This is a genomic window from Paraphotobacterium marinum (genome assembly GCF_002216855.1).
In the GTDB taxonomy this organism is placed as follows: Bacteria; Pseudomonadota; Gammaproteobacteria; order Enterobacterales; family Vibrionaceae; genus Paraphotobacterium; species Paraphotobacterium marinum.
Genome location: NZ_CP022356.1, coordinates 1,002,473 through 1,020,224 on the forward strand (window position 1 = coordinate 1,002,473; position 17,752 = coordinate 1,020,224).

Consider the following 17,752-nt stretch of genomic DNA (forward strand, 5'->3'; position numbering starts at 1 on the left):
ACTTTTGGAGGCATCCAATAGCAGAGTATTTTTAATACTTAATATTTATGATTTTTTAGCAACTTCATTATTTAGTCTTTCAATATTTTTTTCCATAATGTCATGGCAATGATTAGCTAGTTTTTTAGCGTCAGTTATTTTATATTCTGAAGTTTCTATTGGCTCTAACATTTCAGCAATGACTGTGCCATTATTCCACTTATTTTTTCTAATATGATTAGAATCGCTTACGCACACGGGTACAATGGGCACACCTGTAGCAATTGCCATTCTAAAAGCTCCAGTTTTAAAAGGTAATAACCCTTTTCCGTAGCTTCTTGTACCTTCAGGGAAAAACCAAAAAGAAAGATTTTTCTTTTGCATCAGATCTTCTATTTTTTTTAATGACTCACGAGCTTTCTGTTTATTTTCACGATCTATAAGTATATTCCCCGTTACCCAGTATAAAAAACCAAAAAAAGGTATCCATAAAATACTTTTTTTTCCTATGGTTACAGTATTAGGCCTTAGCATTTCTGGGGAGGTAACAAAGTCATAAAGATTTTGGTGATTAGATATATATATATACTGTTTTGGTAATTTTTTTTTAGGTAATCTTTCAATAATTTTAACATTAAAAACGTATCTTAATACTTTAAATCCGCGTGAAAATCGATAAGTATTAAGAGGGTTCCCAGGACTTAATAAACATAAAAAACTTAATAATGATAGAATTACAATAAATATACCTACTGCAATTATACGTATGAGAGCAATCAAAATAATCTCCGGCAAAAATTATAATATTAACATATAATTTTATTCAGAGTCATTAAGATATATTATTTTAATAATTCATGATCTGAAGGTAAAAGGCGTTTAATCCACAAAATCAGCTTATTTTTCATGTGAGGCCCATCTTCTTGATCTTTTGCTAATGGCGTTATTTGTTGATCTGTTACTAACAATCTATAAATACATTCAATTTTATACTTCGTGGAAATTTCACTACCAAGTGATTCAAAACCTCTCTTGTTAGCGTAAGCCATGCCTATTTCCAATGCTTTCTTTAACAGTTGAGCCTCATTCTTAATTTTTTTCATGTGATTTTTATCCTTATGACAATTATAGGATTTTTTTTTAAAGTACCATGTTATTTTTGAAAAATACATAAAAAATTTCAGAAACAATAGACTCCTTATAATCAATAAAAAAAATTATATATATTTGGAACTTTATGCTGGAGTAATTGTCTTAAAAATGTAATATTAACACTACAAAAATGAAAACATCATTTTGGATATAATAATAAATATTGGGATACAAAAATGACAAAAAGGCTTTTCAGTCGATGGACACTATTTTTTTGTCTATCTATACTTGCTGGATGTGCAGGAACACAAAATAATAAAAACTTACTCGATAGTGAAAAAAATACAACACATAAATTTAGTAAAGATGAAAAAACTAATTTAAGAAAAATTCATTCGGTCTATTCAAGTTGGCATGGTGTACCATATAAATATGGAGGGACTTCAAGACGAGGCTTAGATTGTTCTTCATTTGTTCAAAAAGTTTATAAGAATGCATTTAATATTAATTTACCAAGGACTACGAAACAGCAAGTTAAGTTGGGTCGTTGGATTCCTGAAGAGACAGCTAAGGTGGGCGATCTTGTTTTTTTCAAAACAGGGAGAAATACTCGCCATGTAGGTGTTTATATTGGAAACGGAAAATTTGTTGATTCAGCATCTTCTACAGGCGTCACTGAATCAAGCTTGGATAGTTATTTCTGGAGATCTCATTTTTGGCAATTTAGACGGGTTGCTCCAATTTAATTAATTCAAACCAATAAAACCACCAGATTGATGTTGCCATAAACTAGAATAAATGCCATTCTTTCTCAATAACTCAGAATGGCTTCCAATTTCAATAATTTTACCATTTTCCATAACAATCAACTTATCCATTGCTGCGATGGTTGATAGCCTATGAGCAATTGCAATGACTGTTTTATTTTTCATCAGAAACTCCAAACTACTTTGAATTGCATGTTCAGTCTCTGAATCTAATGCTGAAGTGGCTTCATCGAGTATCAATATTGGGGCATTTTTGAGTATAACTCGCGCAATAGCAATTCGTTGTCTCTGCCCACCAGACAACTTTACACCACGATCTCCGACTTCTACATCATAACCAGTATTATTGTATGAATCTTTCAACTCGGTAATAAAGTTATGTGCATGAGCTTTTTTTGCGGCATTAATAATTTGTTCTAGAGAAACCTCTTTTTCTCCATAGCTGATATTATCTTTTATACTTCTATGAAGTAAGGATGTGTCTTGAGTGACTAATGCAATATTTTTTCTTAATGAATTAATATCTAAAGTATCTATGTTATTTTTATCCAAGAAAATATCTCCTGCATTGGGATCGTAAAATTTAAGAAGTAAATTTATAAGTGTTGATTTTCCTGCTCCAGAGCGACCCACAATACCAACTTTCTCTCCAGCAGAAATTTTTAGAGATAAATTATTAATGATTTTAATGTCACTATGTTTTTCATATTGAAAATCAATATTTTTAAACTCAATTTCTCCATTAAATAATTGCCTATCAGATTTTGTTGTTTTTTGTTCTTTTTTATTGGCTTTATTTAGTAACTCTATACCATCAAGAACTGTACCTATGTTTTGGAAAAGAGCAGACACTTCATACATTATCCATTGTGACATTCCATTTAATCTTAAAGAAAGAGAGATAACAATTGCAATTGCACCGAGAGAGATTGAGTTCTTAGACCACAAATAAATACATATCAAAGAGACAGAAAAAACAAGAAGGTAGTTTAGTAGCTGGATACAAACTCCTAATTTTGTAAGTAACCTGTTTTGATCGTATGACGAGTTTAAAAACTTTTGGAAAGAGGGCTTTGAATAATACAGTTCATCTTTTGAAGAAGAAAAGGCCTTAACTGTTGTAATATTTGTATAACTATCTACAATTTTCCCTGTAATGGAAGAACGATGATGAGCGACTGTTGAAGATACTTTCTTTAACTTTGGAATAAAATAAATTTGTAAGCCGATATATAATATTAACCAAGTTAAGATTGGAAAAATAAGCCTTTTGTCAGCAGTTCCCATTAAAAAAACTACGCTACCGAAATAAATAGATACATAAACAAAAACGTCCACAATTTTTAAAACACTGTCTCTCAAGGCCTGTGAAGTTTGAATAACTTTGGTTGCAATACGTCCTGCAAATTCATTGTGATAAAAACTTAACCGTTGTTGTAATAAAAATCTATGTGTTTGCCAACATATATTCATCCATAAATTGGTTTGTAAAGCTTGATAAGAAATTAAACTGTGAATGAGAGATAGTATAGGGATAACGATCAAAATGATAACCGAAATAATTAACAACGTTTGAAGTTCTGTGTTAAAAAAGTCATTAGTGTTTTTATGCGACAACCAGTTGACGATGTCTCCCATAAAGCCAAAAAGAGATACTTCTAAAATAGCAATAGCAGCAGATATAAGCATTAAAAAAAATAACTGCCACTTGTAACCATCTAAATAATGTAAAATAAAAGAAAATAGCTTGTTTGGAGGAGGCCCAAGATCTTTATTCGACAAAGATGGGGTTAACTTTTCAAACAAATTATAAATTTTCATTTAATTCTCTTTTGCACAAGATTATAGGTTGTTCTTTAACCATTCCTCTAACTCTTTTAAGTTATTAAACATTTTTAATGGCGTTATTTTTTTTTGAGTAACACTTGGGGTGTTAGGGAGCAGAATAGTCTTTAAACCAGCATTTTTGGCTGCCGTATATCCTGTAAAGCTATCTTCAATGGCCAAGCTTTCATTTGGTAATACATTCATTTTTTTACAGGCAAGCATGTAACTATCAGGATATGGTTTGTTGTTTGTTACATCATCAGCGGTAATAATGTATTCAAATAATTCAAACCAATTATTCTGTTTAAGTGTTGGACTTATTACATTGAGGCCAGAGCCTGTAACAAGAGAAATTTGATAATGTTGTTTTGCAAACTGGAGAAGTTCATTTGCATGAGGTTGAAGTGGAAATGCTCTTTGGTTCAATTTCTTTCTTGCAAATGATACTTTTTCATGGGTAAATTCTTGGGGAGACATTGGAAGTTTGTATTGGTCAACGAGTTTTTCCGATACAAATGGTGTCGGAAGTCCTGTATATAAATCTGTGAACTCTTCTTCAGTGTATTTGATATTAAAATGTTTTAAAAACTCTAACCAAATGTTGGTGTGAATAACCTCAGAGTCAACAAGTGTTCCATCAAAGTCAAAGCATATAGCGCGAATCATATATTTTCCTGTTATTTATTGTAAATTTACATTTCCTATTAATAAAACTTTGTTGTTTTTATCTTTAAGGCAAATAGATTTAACTTTTGAGTCTGTTTTTTCCTGTAACAGCTGTAAATCTTGACTTGGTATTTTCGCTGGACGAACAAATTTAACATCTACACTTTTAATTTGTGTTTTGTTAAATAATTCAATTTGCTCATAAATTTTTGCAAAAACGCCAAATCCATGTAAGACTTTACCTTTAAAGATACTTTTTTTTGCAACGGGATCTAACCAATGTAGTGGATTGAAATCACCAGTTAAGAAAGCAAAGTTTAAACCATCCTGTTCAGAAATATCCCATTGGCAAATAGTATCAAAATCATCTAGCTTTGTTGGATTTCTAGTTATGCTTCTTGATCTGCTTAAAAGAAATTTTGAATAAATGTCTACTTTAAGAGCTAATTTTCTTGATTTGGTATGCACATATATGACTTGATGAATTAAAGCATGTTTAGACGTTTGTTCAATTTCAACTATTTTAACTTTCAATAGTAATTTAGTTTGGCACGGAATATCTTGATAAACAGTAAGTTTACAACCTTGGTTTATAATTGTTTTTAAGTTGTAAGATGTTTGTGCAATTTGTCTTATGCAAATTGGGAGGGCGTATTGACAAAAAAGGTGAGGAGGTATGCGATCTTTATATTTATTTTGAGATGCAGATACCCAATTACTGTAATGAAAAATTAAACTTTTACTGGGAGTTCTGACCTCTTTTTTTAGGTGAGTTATGAATGGAGCTCGACTATATGAAGTTTTTAGCATTTTTTTTGTAGTAATACTTGCAATTGTTTTTGCTGCTTCAATATGATTAAAAATTAGTAGTTTCGGAACTCGCATTTTAACTCTCAAGTGTTATTAATGTTTTTTATCTTTATTTATTTCTCTTGGACGGCCTAAATTATTTACAGCGACATATTTGAATGTTGCCTCACAAACTTTATACCTTTTACCAACACCTTCTGTAGTTACAGGTTTTACCCAAACCTCTAAATCAATAGTCATAGATGATGTGCCAATTTTAGTACACTCACCATAACAGCAGACGACGTCGCCAATTTCAACTGGTTTTTTGAAGAGAATATCACTTACATGTATTGTTACTACTCTACCTTGTGAAATTTCTTTTGCTAACATGCCTCCAGCTAAATCTATTTGTGACATGATCCATCCACCAAAAATATCCCCATTGGCGTTACTATCAGCAGGCATTGCTAAAGTCCTTAACAAAAGATGTCCTTTTGGATTTTCAATTTCATTCATAAAATGACCTATTTATCTGAATTTTAAAGTGATATAAAAAAATTATATATACTATATTATTTTTTTTCATCCTTTTTGTAAATTGTATTGTCCATTAAAGTGAGAATGTGTCAAAATCAACGATAACTATTAATTAAAATAAATTACAACTTATCACAAATAATCCTGAGGTGGTTTTAATAGATATGTTTAAGAGAAAATTGAAGATAAATAATAATTTATCAGTAAATTATTATCAAAGTCATACGAAGCACTTAAATGATTATCTAAAAAAAACGCCTGTAATACTTATACATGGGATATATGGTAATAGCGAAATTTTTAAAAATAACTTTTTTGAATACTTTGCAGACGATAATCTCGTTTTTGCACTTGATTTTGTTGAAGATGCTAATACATCTTTGTTAAACACTCATGTTAGGCAATTAAATTTTTTATTAGAACATATTGGTCGGCCCTGTAATATCGTTAGTTTTTCTTTTGGGGGTGTTATTGCTCAGAAATCTGCAGAAACTCACAATGAATTGATTAAAAAATTAGTCTTAGTATCTTCTCCACCTCCTGTAACACTGTCGGTTGTTCAGTTAAATTTAATGTTGAAATATCCTCGTCTTGCTTTTGCATTTAATCATTGTCTTTTAGCTCATAAAAGCTATGAAGTACTTCCATGGATCATTGAACCTATCAGAAAAGCAATGTTTTTAAATGACAGACATGAAGATGAATACTTTAACTTTTTGCATAATGGTTTTTCATTAAATTTGCAATATTATTATAATAATATAGACCACATAATAAATTTAGAATCTCTCAAGAAGATAAAAAAATTAGTTATAAGTTTAAATGATGACATGATGATTGATTGTTCATTGACCCAAATGGGAGCTAACCTTTTAGGAGCAGATATTCAAAGCTTTGATAATATTGGTCATGCTGTTCCTTTTTCAAATCTATGGAAGGATGTTGCAGAATATATTTCATTGTGGATGAATATAAACTAAACAATTTAACTTTGAGAATAATTTTCTGAGATTTCATAATCAAAGATTTTAATGGTATAATTTGTTACGCTTTTAAAACAATACCTATTTAAGTATTAATAACCCTATTATATCCGGAGTTTTTTTTTAAAATGGAAAATAACTTTAAAGAGAAAAACAACCCTTTTTATTTACCTAGAAAACCCTACTTAGGCTTTATTTCTTCGATTATTGAAAGAATTTTTGGATTAAAAAAACTTCAAAGACTTTATGAAACAAGACCAAATATTTCTAGTTGCGATGAATTTTTACGCTTTACTTTAGATGTTTTAAAAATCAATTATAAGATTAAGAAAGGAACCATTGATTCAATTCCTGAGTCTGGACCATGTGTTATTGTTGCAAACCATCCGTTAGGTGGTGCAGAGGGTGTAATTTTATCTGAGATCATTCGTAAAAAAAGAAAAGATGTTAGAATTTTAGCAAACGATATTCTTAAAAGAATTACTGAACTTTCGGAATTATTTATTGACGTAGATGTTTTTGCAGGGGATAGTGTTGTAAAAGCCAACTTAAAAGCTTTAAGAACGGCTCAATCACATGTTGAAAATGGTGGCGTATTATTAGTCTTTCCGTCAGGGGCTGTTTCGCTTTATGACAAAGAAACAGGTCTTTTATCTGATCAAGAATGGAATAGGAGCGTTTCTAGAATAGCTAGAAAAACTCAGGCAACTACCGTGCCAATTTATATAGATGGAAGAAATAGTAAATTATTTTACTTTCTTAAAAAGTTAAATCCTATTTTAGGAACAGCTATGTTACCTAGAGAGCTTATTAATAAAGGTAATAAAATTATTAATATTGCGATTGGAGAGCCAATTAAATTTAATGAAGTTAAGGCATTATCTAATGATGTTGCTTTGACTAATTATTACAGATTAAATACTTACTTATTGTCTGCACAACATTCAGACAACAAAATTGTTGGTGTAAAGCAAGACACAAATAGTGGCTTTGAAGATATTATACCTGAAGTACCCAAAGATAAATTAATTTTAGATATATCAAATTTAGAAAATGATAAATTATTTGAACAAGGAGATTTTGAGGTCTATTGCTCTCAATCAAAAGATATTCCTAATGTTTTAAGAGAATTAGGTAGGGTTCGTGAAACAAGCTTTAGAGCTGTAGGCGAAGGCACTGGGAAATCATTGGATATTGATGAATTTGATGATTATTATTTACATTTATTCATATGGGATAAAACTAAATTAAATATCGCGGGTGCTTATAGACTGGGTTTAGTGGATGAAATCGTATCTAAAAAAGGAATACAAGGGTTATATTCTAGAACATTATTTAATTATGAGAACGATCTAATTAAACAGTTGGGTAATTCGATAGAGTTGGGGCGTTCTGTAATAGATCAAGAGTATCAAAAAAACGTAACGACCTTGTTATTGTTATGGCAAGGATTAAATAAGTTTCTATTTAGACACCCTAAATATACTACTTTTTGGGGACCTGTCAGTATCAGTGATGATTATAGTTTATGGTCGAAGCAACTTCTAGCTGAAAGCTTATCAATTCATCATTATGATACGAATAAGGCGAGCCTTGTTGAACCAACTAATCCATTAAAGAATAAAAAAGGCGAGAGATTTTGGCATGTTGATATGCTTACTGCTCTGGGGGATATTCAACTTTTATCAAAAGTCATAAGTAGAATTGATCCTGGTAAAACAGTTCCTGTATTGCTCAAGAAGTATATAGGGATCACTGGGAAGTTAATTTGCTTTAATGTTGACCCTGCCTTTAATGATTGTCTTGATGGTTTGATAGTGGTAAATATGTTGAATGTCCCAGAGAAAAATCTGATTAAATGGATGGGAAAAGAAGAAGCAGCATTGTATTTAGATCAACATAAAAGTATCCAAAGATAAAACGTCAGTTAACAGCTTTTATGAATGTAAGATGGTTTGGTAAGCCTTCAATGATAAGTTTGTTCTCATAAACTTCTACTTGAGGGCTTTGTATTAAAGTAGACATAAAGGATCTTTCAAGATTATCAATACTTTGATTATTGGTACATAGTTTCCTGGTACTATTTAAGTTCTTAATCTCTAGGGAAGCAGGATCACTTGATATTGTATATAATCCAAAAAAATTATTACAACCGTTGTAACCTGATAATTTGAAGTCTTCAGTAATAGTGATAAATGGTGGTATTTTTACTTCGTCTATTGAAACTTTCTTTTCATTAATTTTTTCTAATATCCAACGACCGGAAATATTTTGCGGAGTGAGCTCTTTTTGATTAGAGCAACTGACTAAAAATAATAATATCATTAATAATTTCAAAAAAAGATTCATCATAAAGAACTTCTAAACACAAGAAACTGAATATATTATAGATCATTCATAGAGTTATTTTTATTTTTTAATTTTAAGTTTAAAAATCTGATAAAACTTAAATAATTAGACGTTGGTCGCACAATTTTTGCCAGGCATGATTTTTAAAACTTTTTATTGTGGTTAAATCAGGATATTATCCTGTTTTTTTTTGAAAAAAAGTTACACATTTTTCTCAAATTCAATTATCTTATTTCATGCTTTTTGGTTATAAATTATATAGGATAAAATAATGATACTTGGCGTTCCAAAAGAAATAAAAACTCATGAATATCGTGTGGGAATGGTCCCTGCACTTGTCAAAGAATTAGTTGCAAATGGACACTCTGTTAATGTTGAAAAATCAGCAGGTTTAGGGATTGGGTTTTCTGATGAAGATTACGTAAATGCAGGCGCTAAAATTTTAGATACTGCACAAGAAATTTTTGATACCAGTGAAATGATTGTAAAGGTTAAAGAGCCACAACCATCAGAACGTGCTATGTTGAGAGAAGATCAAATTTTATTTACATATCTTCACCTAGCGCCTGATTTAGAGCAAACTCAAGATTTAATAAAGAGCAAGGCTATTTGTATTGCCTATGAAACGGTAACTGATAATAAAGGTCATTTACCATTGTTAGCGCCAATGTCTGAGGTTGCTGGAAGAATGTCTATCCAAGCAGGTGCTCAAGCATTAGAAAAATCATGTGGTGGTAGAGGTTTGTTGTTAGGTGGTGTTCCTGGTGTTGAACCAGCCAAGATAGTTATAATTGGTGGAGGCGTTGTTGGTGCTAATGCTGCTCAAATGGCTCTAGGTCAAAGAGCCAATGTTGTTATATTAGATAATAATATTGAAGTTTTGAGATCTTTAGATCGTCAGTTTGGTGGTTCTATCAAAACGGTATTCTCAACTAAAGATGCTATTGAAAAGCATGTAATTGATGCGGATTTGGTGATCGGTGGAGTTTTAGTTGCTGGCGCATCTGCACCTAAGCTAGTCACTAAAGAAATGATTAAGAAAATGAAAACTGGTGCAGCTATTGTTGATGTTGCCATTGACCAAGGTGGATGTGTAGAAACAAGTGTTGCAACAACTCATAGTGAGCCAACTTATCTGGTTGATGGTGTTGTTCATTATTGTGTGGCTAATATGCCTGGAGCTGTTGCAAGAACCTCAACGTTTGCCCTTAATAATGCAACTTTGCCTTATATTTTGAAGATTGCAAATAAAGGCTATAAAAAAGCTTTATTAGAAGATCAACATTTAATGAATGGATTGAATGTATTTAAAGGAAAAGTAACTTACAAGTCAGTTTCTGATTCTTTAGGTTTAGAATATGTAAAAGCTGAAGATTTATTAAATTAAATAGATCAAAAAATTATCTAACAAAAGATTATTAAAGTTTTATCAATTAAAGAAGCAAACTTATGTAATTTCAAAAGTTCATTAAGTTTGCTTTTATCATTTCTATCACTTACTTCCAAATAAATATAAATTTTCAAATATAAGAATAAAACTTCATTATTTAGTTTGCTTTTAAAAAATATTTTGAAGTAGTTTAAATAATTAAGTATTAACGCTTACATTTTATTTCTGTTTTTTTTAATATTCATTTCTGTTAATTTTATGTAAAACATCATTTGTGGTTGTAAAAATAAAAAAAAGTTAATTCTGACATTTTATTTTTTATAATTGCTATAATAAAAAGTTTTGGGTATTTAAATATTACTTTATAAAGCTAAATAAAACATATAATTTGGACTCAAAATTTTAAGTTAGGTTAATAATATAAAACACACATAAAGGAAAATTATGGAAGTAAATATATCAAATAAACAACAACTTCTCCCAAAGCAATTCTGGGTTATTTGGGGAATAGAGTTATGGGAGCGTTTTGGATATTATGCAACGCAAGCAGTTCTTGCTTTGTATTTCGTGAAACAATTAGGGTTTTCGCAAGAAGAGAGTATATTTACTTTTGGATCGTTTGCTGCATTTGTTTTTGGTTTTATTTGGGTTGGGGGCTTTATAGGCGATAAGTATCTTGGTGCCAAAAGAACAATTACGATTGGAGCAATCATATTGTTTGCTTCATATATTGCATTAGCACTTTCTACACAAGGAACTATTTTTTTCGCCTTGGGGGGTATTATTGTTGGTAATGCTTTATTTAAAGCCAACCCATCTTCCTTAATATCAAAGCTTTATAAAAAAGGAGATCCTGCACTCGATGGTGCAATGACACTCTATTATATGGCAATTAATGTTGGTTCATTTGTTTCTATGCTCATCGCTCCAATAGCTGCCCAAGTGTATGGATGGTCTGCTGCTTTTTGGATCAGTGCAGTAGGTCTTTTTTTGGGTCTTTGTAACTATCTGTTTTTTTATAAGGTTTTATCAAACATTGGAACTGAAGCTGGTAAACAACCACTTTATATGGGACGTGTTTTACAGGTCCTTATTGGTTCACTGATTGCTATTATTGTCTTTGGAAAACTGTTACCTCACACAACAATTTGTTACACGATTGTTTATGTGGTCGTTACGGGCGGTTTTTTATATTTCTTGAAAACAGCACTAAGTTTAAAAGGTACAGAAAGGGTGAGAATGCTGATAGCCTTTCTATTGATTTTAGAAGGTATAATTTTTTTCGTTCTTTACTTTCAAATGCCTACATCTTTAACGTTCTTTGCACTTCATAACATTGATAATAACTTCATGGGGTATACTATTCCGGCAGCTTCATATCAAATGCTAAACCCATTAGTTATTATTATTGCTTCTCCTTTATTAGCCATTTTATATAAAAAGATGCCAGGGACACATATTACAAAGTTTTGTTTTGGTATGACTTTGTGCGGGTTAGCTTTTTTAGTGCTTTATTTTCCTCGTTTTACGGCTGAGAATGGCGTTGCCTCACCTCTATGGATGCTTTTAACCTATACATTACAATCTGTGGGTGAATTGTTGGTATCAGGATTAGGGTTAGCTATGGTTGCTGAGCTTTGTCCTGCTGCAATGAGTGGCTTTGTTATGGGGATTTGGTTTTTAACAAGTATGTTAGCCGGACCTTTAGCCGCATATGTTGGTAATATGACATCACCTGAACAAGGTACACATTTAACAAGCGTGGAAAGCTTACATGTTTATACGAGTGTTTTTGCTGAAATTGGGTTAGCAACTTTATTCATTGCATTTTTAATGTGGTTATCTAGACCTTGGTTAATAAAGGTAATTAATCAAAATAACTCAGATGAAGAAATGAAGATACAAGCTGAAACTGTGAATGCCTAAAAAATAAATATTTAATATAACTAAGAGATCAGCTGATGATAGCAGCTGATTTTTTAGTGTTGAGAACCATATAAAATAACAGATACACCAATTAATACGATAAATCCACCAGCAATATCCCATGAAGTTGGTTTGATATTTTCAATTAACCACATCCATAAAATAGCTGTACATACATAAACTCCACCATAAGCAGCATAAATTCGACCTGCATCAGTAGGGTGTAAAGTCAATAACCATGAAAATAAAATTAATGATAAAGCGGCTGGGATCAATAGGTAAATAGATTTGTTTTCGTTTAACCATAAATAGGGCAAATAACAACCAATAATTTCTGCTATCGCTGTAGCAAAAAAGAGAATAAAAGTTTTAAAAGTGAACATTTGTCTAAATTTTCATTTATTTTGATTATAATTATGTGACAAATATAACAAAATAGCGGTGAATATCAAACATATGCATCTTTCTAAATCAAAATTATTCGTGATTTTTTTGTTCAGTACACTCTTATCCCAGTCAGTATTAGCTGATGAAAAAGAAAATTTTTATAAAAAATGCACGAATCAAATGGAAAATAAACTTGTTTGTGATTGCACTTATAAGGATATTATGTCCGATGAGCAACGTAAACATCATTTGAAAAGTTATGAGCTTAACGCTTTAGACGATGAAAACTTATTTGAGTTGCAACTAAGTTACATGAAATGTTCGATCAAACAAAAATATGTTCCTAAGGTTAATGATAATTTGGGATTGAAGGCAAATTTAGAAGGAATGGATTTACTGAGCTCTGCAAAAACTAATAGTGACTATTGGGGAGCGATTAGAAAATTTTTAATAGCTGGTAATGAAGGTAATATTAATGCTCTCAACAATTTAGGATGGATGCATCTTAATGGTTATGGTTTTCCTCGTAACATAGATTTTGCCAAAGCCTGGTTTAAAATAGCATCCTTTTACGACAATAGTATGGCCATGAACAACTTGGGTTGGATTTATTTGAAGGGTTTAGAGGATGGAAAAGCGAAGTACGATCAGGCTATTTATTGGTTTTTGAAATCATCCGAATTAGGAAACGTTCAAGCAATGAATAATATTGGCTGGATGTATATGACTGGGACAGGTGTGAGTACAAATTATTTAGTTTCGCTTGAGTGGTTCAAAAGAGCTGCTTATCTTGGATATCCTGTTGCAGAAAATAATATTGGTTATTTATATTTGAATGGGTGGGGAGTAGTTAAAGATTATAAAAAAGCTAAAATTTGGTTTGATAAAGCAGCAGATAAAAGTAATGAAGAGGCTGAGAATAACCTTGGTTGGATGTATTTGAAAGGACTAGGTGTAGAAAAAGATTTAGAAAAGGCTAAGTCATGGTTTTTAAAATCAGCAAAAAAAAACAATAATCTTGCTCAATTTAATATAGGATGGGTTTATTTGAATGAGGAACCAAAAAACTATAATGATGCTAGGTTTTGGTTATTAAAATCCGCTGAACAAGGATATGATGAAGCACAATATTACTTAGGATTAATTTATGATGAAGGTTTAGGAGTGCCTCAGGATTATCAGTTAGCAGTATCATGGTATACCAAATCTGCTAAACAAGGCAATAGTTCAGCACAGAATAACTTGGGCTGGTTGTATAGTCATGGGCTAGGAGTTAAAAAAAATTATGAGAAAGCTAAATATTGGTATCAGAAGAGTGCATATAATGGAAACCCAATAGCACAAAGTAGTTTGGGATGGATTTATTTGAAGGGACTAGGTTTAGCTAAAAACTATGAAATGTCTATGTTCTGGTACTTAAGATCAGCTGTTTCAGGAAATGCCTTTGCACAACTTAGGGTAGGGGATCTTTATTATCATGGCTTAGGTGTAATGGAAAATAAAAAGTTGGCTAAAGAATGGTATATTAAAGCATCTAATCAGGGGAATCTTGAAGCTAAAGAAAAACTTGAGACATTTCCAAATAAATGATAAGTTATTTTTAATAATATTCATTTTGCAGCAAAAATATTATTAATACTTTTTTAAAAGTCAGTTTACTTGAATGCTTTATGGATCAAATCTACCATAACTTCTTCTTGTCATTATCCCTTAATGATTCATTTTTTGGGTTAACAGAACAGCTCTATTGCACTTTTTTATTTCCATCATAGAAGTGATAAATAAAAAACCTTATAAATGATGGGGATATTGTTTCTTAATAAACCCATCAGCTTGATAAAAATTAGACTAAAGTTTATATTAGCCATACATTATTTAATGTTGCGATAATGACTTTAAAAAAGGGACAACTTTTTTTGTATATTGAGGTTCTTGCGCATCCCAAAAAATTATGTCAGATCCTAAATAATTTTTTGAATAATTATATAGCTCTTTTATAGTATACTTTCTATGGGTTTTAGGATTGATATATGTATAATCAGGAGATTGGACGGCAACGCCAATCGGAAAAACTAGATTTTTGTTTTTATGGAAAAAAGGATAACTATTTTTCATTTGCGAATTTTTAAAAGGAGCCGTATCAGGGTTTCCCAAACCTATTTTATTTGCAATCGCGTATTTAAATAATCTATTCATGTAATTATGATCATTATCCCACTCACATGGAAAAAAGTTAACATATTGTATTATTTGTTTAGAAGGAAATGATTTTTTAATTAAAGATAAATTTTTAAGTGTTGTTTCAAAATATTGCTTACAAAAATTGGGGTGTGTAATTTCAACATCTATTGCAGTTTCAGGTAAGTTTATTCCTGCAACATAAAAATTATTGTTAAAAGTAGAACCTAATTTCTCAACTAATAAGCTATATCTTTTATTTACATTTGGGTTCCATTGTTTAGTTACCCAACCAACGCCTTTTAAGTTTTTCCCAGCATTATCAGTTTGTTTTTGAATTCCATAATCATATTTTTTTTCTAATATGTAGTCAGGTGCGGGTATATTATTTATATTAAAAGTTCTATCTTGTAATTGAATAAACAATTTTTTATGTATTTTCTTTAAACAAGTAATATCTTTATTAATAGATTTGAAATTATAGTGTCCTTTTCTAGGTTCCAAATCTCTCCATTTATAAATAACTTGAACACCAGATATAAACTTATAGTTAATTTTTTTTAGATTTTGGCAAATACTATCCCCACCATTAAAAATATATATTTCAGGAATATTCTTTGCTGCAATAGGAAAACCAAAAAATACCATTAAAAAGAATATGTTTTTAATAAATTTCATATTAATTAAGTCCAGACAAAAAACAACATAGTAAGTCTAATAAAAATCTCAATCCAATATTTTTTTTTATTAAATATATAAAGTGGTGATTAGAACATATACCTCAAAGCAGGGTCAGATGTTTTATATTTCTTGTTTTGAAATCTTCTATTTTTCGTACCCTTTATAAATTGATTACTTTTACTAACTTAAAATGATAACGATTTTTCATGCAATAAAAATGAATTATTATTCATTTTTATGTTAGTATTTTTCTCCGTACAAAATTAAAAAAACTAATGAATAATAATCTCGAGGAAAAAAATGAATAATACTTTCTCTATAAGATTGTTTCTAAAACAAACAATTTTAATGGTGACACTTATAATGGCTTCAAATACGCAATCTATCAATTTACCTAAAAATGTTAAGCTAGCCAAAGAACAAGTTTTACGTGAAGGACTCATTGATAACCCAGTAACATTTGATCCACAGCAAGCTGACGATGCTGCATCAAATTCAATAATGTTAGATATTTACAATCAATTAATAAACTATGATCAAAAAGGAAATGTTATTCCTGGGGATGCCAAAACATGGGATGTAAGCCTTGATGGTAAAATCGTTACTTTTCATTTGCGAACTAATTTGAAATGGTCCGATGGCTCAAAACTTACTGCACATGACTATGAATATGCATTTAAGAGATGGGTTAATCCTAATATTGGTTCCAATTATGCATATTATTTGGCTTTGGGGAATGTAACCAATGCTCAAAAAATTATTGACGGAGATGAAGATGTTGATAAATTGGGAGTTAAAGCACTTGATAATAATACTTTACAGATAAAGTTAGAAAAACCTACACCATATTTTATAAAGATGCTTGGAATAGGTTATGCTTCTCCTGTTTCAGAAAAAAACTGTGAACAGTGGGGCAACAAAGCTTTTAAGCCAGAACACCTACTTTCAAATGGAGCTTTTAAGTTAAAGCAGTGGATTGTGAACGAGAAAGCTGTTTCGGAAAGAAATCCATTTTATTGGGATAACCATGATACAATTTTAAATAAAGTAGAATATCGAACAGTCAATAATTATGCAACACAAGTAAATTATTATAAAGCTAATGATCTGGACACTACATGGACAGTACCAATGGAGCAATACCAAACTATTCAAAAAAACTATTCTAGGGAACTGCATGATATAGATGGTTTGAAAACTTTTTATCTAAGCTTTAATACAAAAAAAAAACCATTGAATGATTTAGATATTCGAAAAGCGCTCAGTTATGGAATTAATAGACAAGCTCTGACTAAATACGTCATTGGTATGGGAACAAAACCATTATTCACAGTTGTCCCTAAGTTAACATCGGGAAGTATAAATTATGTTCCTGGATGGTCTAATGAAAAGCAAAATGAATTAGAACAATTATCAATTAAGTTATTAAATGATAAGGGATATAGTAAAAACAATCCACTTGTGGTATCGATATTATTACCTAATGTAAATATTTTTAAAAAAAGTGCACAAGCAATACAGGCAATGTGGGAATCCCAATTACCTGTAAAAGTTAATTTAAATGTAGTTGAATATAAAACATGGTTATCAGAAGAAATGAATAAGTCGAATGACATAGTTTTTGATGACTGGACGGCTGATTTTAATGATCCTTTAACATTTTATGGTATTTTCGCATCCTCAAGCCTTGATTCCTCTCATTTTTCAAATCATGAATATGATACTTTGGTATCAAAAACATTTGATGCAAAAAGTAAAAAGGAGCGAGGTTTTTATTTTATTAAATTAGCACATTTGATTAATAAAAACATGAATATTGCACCATTATTTTCATCAAGCTTACCATATTTGGTTAAGCCTTATGTGAAAGGTTGGGTCAATCAAAATCCTTTAGAATACTTTTACGCTAAAAATGTTTACATAACAGAACATTCATAAGCTCAAATTCAACTTTATGTTTAATAGTATTATAAACTAGTGAGAATGAATATTTTTTTGAAACGGATATATAACTTTAATTATTAAAGCTCAAAAAATCAACTTCATTCCATATAGGTTTATGGAACATTATTAGATTAATGTATTTATATAACTTAACTTGGATTTTCTGACGAAAACACTTATTTGTGTATTAAACATGTGTTTTCGTCCAAGCAATTTATGTGCATAAAATTTATACAAATACATTACAGATTGCC

The 17,752-nt window shown here is 30.5% G+C and carries 16 protein-coding genes; 7 read left to right on the plus strand and 9 right to left on the minus strand.

The window, feature by feature from the left end; all coding sequences use genetic code 11:
* Positions 1–45: 45 nt before the first annotated feature.
* Positions 46–759 (minus strand): 1-acylglycerol-3-phosphate O-acyltransferase, encoded by a 714-nt coding sequence (locus tag CF386_RS11845; RefSeq protein ID WP_089074637.1) that lies wholly within the window; start codon positions 757–759, stop codon positions 46–48.
* 62 nt (positions 760–821) lie between these two features.
* The gene (locus CF386_RS11850; protein ID WP_089074791.1) at positions 822–1,082 is read right to left on the minus strand and encodes a DUF5062 family protein; all 261 of its coding nucleotides are present in this window, start codon (positions 1,080–1,082) and stop codon (positions 822–824) included.
* Positions 1,083–1,307: 225 nt separating this feature from the next.
* On the opposite strand from CF386_RS11850, the gene CF386_RS11855 reads away from it, so the two are divergent.
* Positions 1,308–1,817: a C40 family peptidase gene (locus CF386_RS11855; protein ID WP_089074638.1), complete on the plus strand. Its 510-nt coding sequence runs from the start codon at positions 1,308–1,310 to the stop codon at positions 1,815–1,817.
* On the opposite strand, the gene CF386_RS11860 is transcribed toward CF386_RS11855, so the two are convergent.
* Genes CF386_RS11860 through yciA form a run of 4 tightly spaced genes read right to left on the minus strand, consistent with a single transcriptional unit; the run spans position 1,818 to position 5,639 of the window.
* Positions 1,818–3,653, minus strand: a complete 1,836-nt coding sequence (locus tag CF386_RS11860) for an ABC transporter ATP-binding protein (protein ID WP_404825010.1) — start codon at positions 3,651–3,653, stop codon at positions 1,818–1,820.
* A gap of 27 nt (positions 3,654–3,680) precedes the next feature.
* Complete coding sequence (locus CF386_RS11865) at positions 3,681–4,331, minus strand: HAD family hydrolase (RefSeq protein ID WP_089074640.1); 651 nt, start codon at positions 4,329–4,331, stop codon at positions 3,681–3,683.
* Positions 4,332–4,346: 15 nt separating this feature from the next.
* Positions 4,347–5,216: a MaoC/PaaZ C-terminal domain-containing protein gene (locus CF386_RS11870; protein WP_089074641.1), complete on the minus strand. Its 870-nt coding sequence runs from the start codon at positions 5,214–5,216 to the stop codon at positions 4,347–4,349.
* An 18-nt stretch (positions 5,217–5,234) separates the two neighbouring features.
* Positions 5,235–5,639 (minus strand): acyl-CoA thioester hydrolase YciA, encoded by a 405-nt coding sequence (gene yciA, locus CF386_RS11875; protein WP_089074642.1) that lies wholly within the window; start codon positions 5,637–5,639, stop codon positions 5,235–5,237.
* A 185-nt stretch (positions 5,640–5,824) separates the two neighbouring features.
* Between yciA and CF386_RS11880 the strand changes: the two genes are divergently transcribed.
* Positions 5,825–6,640, plus strand: a complete 816-nt coding sequence (locus CF386_RS11880; RefSeq protein ID WP_089074643.1) for an alpha/beta fold hydrolase — start codon at positions 5,825–5,827, stop codon at positions 6,638–6,640.
* Between the two features lie 131 nt (positions 6,641–6,771).
* A complete protein-coding gene (locus CF386_RS11885; protein WP_089074644.1) occupies positions 6,772–8,562 on the plus strand; it encodes a lysophospholipid acyltransferase family protein in 1,791 nt (596 codons plus the stop codon).
* A 4-nt stretch (positions 8,563–8,566) separates the two neighbouring features.
* Here CF386_RS11885 and CF386_RS11890 read toward each other — a convergent pair whose 3' ends face one another.
* The gene (locus CF386_RS11890) at positions 8,567–8,995 is read right to left on the minus strand and encodes an META domain-containing protein (protein ID WP_089074645.1); all 429 of its coding nucleotides are present in this window, start codon (positions 8,993–8,995) and stop codon (positions 8,567–8,569) included.
* Between the two features lie 268 nt (positions 8,996–9,263).
* Here CF386_RS11890 and ald point away from each other — a divergent pair, with 268 nt between their 5' ends.
* Entirely contained in the window at positions 9,264–10,379 is a 1,116-nt protein-coding gene (gene ald / locus CF386_RS11895; protein WP_089074646.1) for an alanine dehydrogenase, read from the plus strand.
* Between the two features lie 447 nt (positions 10,380–10,826).
* Positions 10,827–12,308, plus strand: coding sequence for an oligopeptide:H+ symporter (locus CF386_RS11900; RefSeq protein ID WP_089074647.1), 1,482 nt, complete (start codon positions 10,827–10,829; stop codon positions 12,306–12,308).
* A 53-nt stretch (positions 12,309–12,361) separates the two neighbouring features.
* Here the strand turns inward: CF386_RS11900 and CF386_RS11905 are convergent, their stop codons facing one another.
* Positions 12,362–12,691 (minus strand): YnfA family protein, encoded by a 330-nt coding sequence (locus CF386_RS11905; RefSeq protein WP_089074648.1) that lies wholly within the window; start codon positions 12,689–12,691, stop codon positions 12,362–12,364.
* Positions 12,692–12,875: 184 nt separating this feature from the next.
* On the opposite strand from CF386_RS11905, the gene CF386_RS11910 reads away from it, so the two are divergent.
* On the plus strand, positions 12,876–14,285 hold the full coding sequence (locus CF386_RS11910; RefSeq protein WP_158522411.1) for an SEL1-like repeat protein: 1,410 nt from the start codon (positions 12,876–12,878) through the stop codon (positions 14,283–14,285).
* A gap of 285 nt (positions 14,286–14,570) precedes the next feature.
* Here CF386_RS11910 and CF386_RS11915 read toward each other — a convergent pair whose 3' ends face one another.
* The gene (locus CF386_RS11915; protein WP_225971770.1) at positions 14,571–15,551 is read right to left on the minus strand and encodes a hypothetical protein; all 981 of its coding nucleotides are present in this window, start codon (positions 15,549–15,551) and stop codon (positions 14,571–14,573) included.
* Between the two features lie 303 nt (positions 15,552–15,854).
* Between CF386_RS11915 and CF386_RS11920 the strand changes: the two genes are divergently transcribed.
* On the plus strand, positions 15,855–17,492 hold the full coding sequence (locus CF386_RS11920; protein WP_089074650.1) for a peptide ABC transporter substrate-binding protein: 1,638 nt from the start codon (positions 15,855–15,857) through the stop codon (positions 17,490–17,492).
* Positions 17,493–17,752 lie beyond the last annotated feature (260 nt).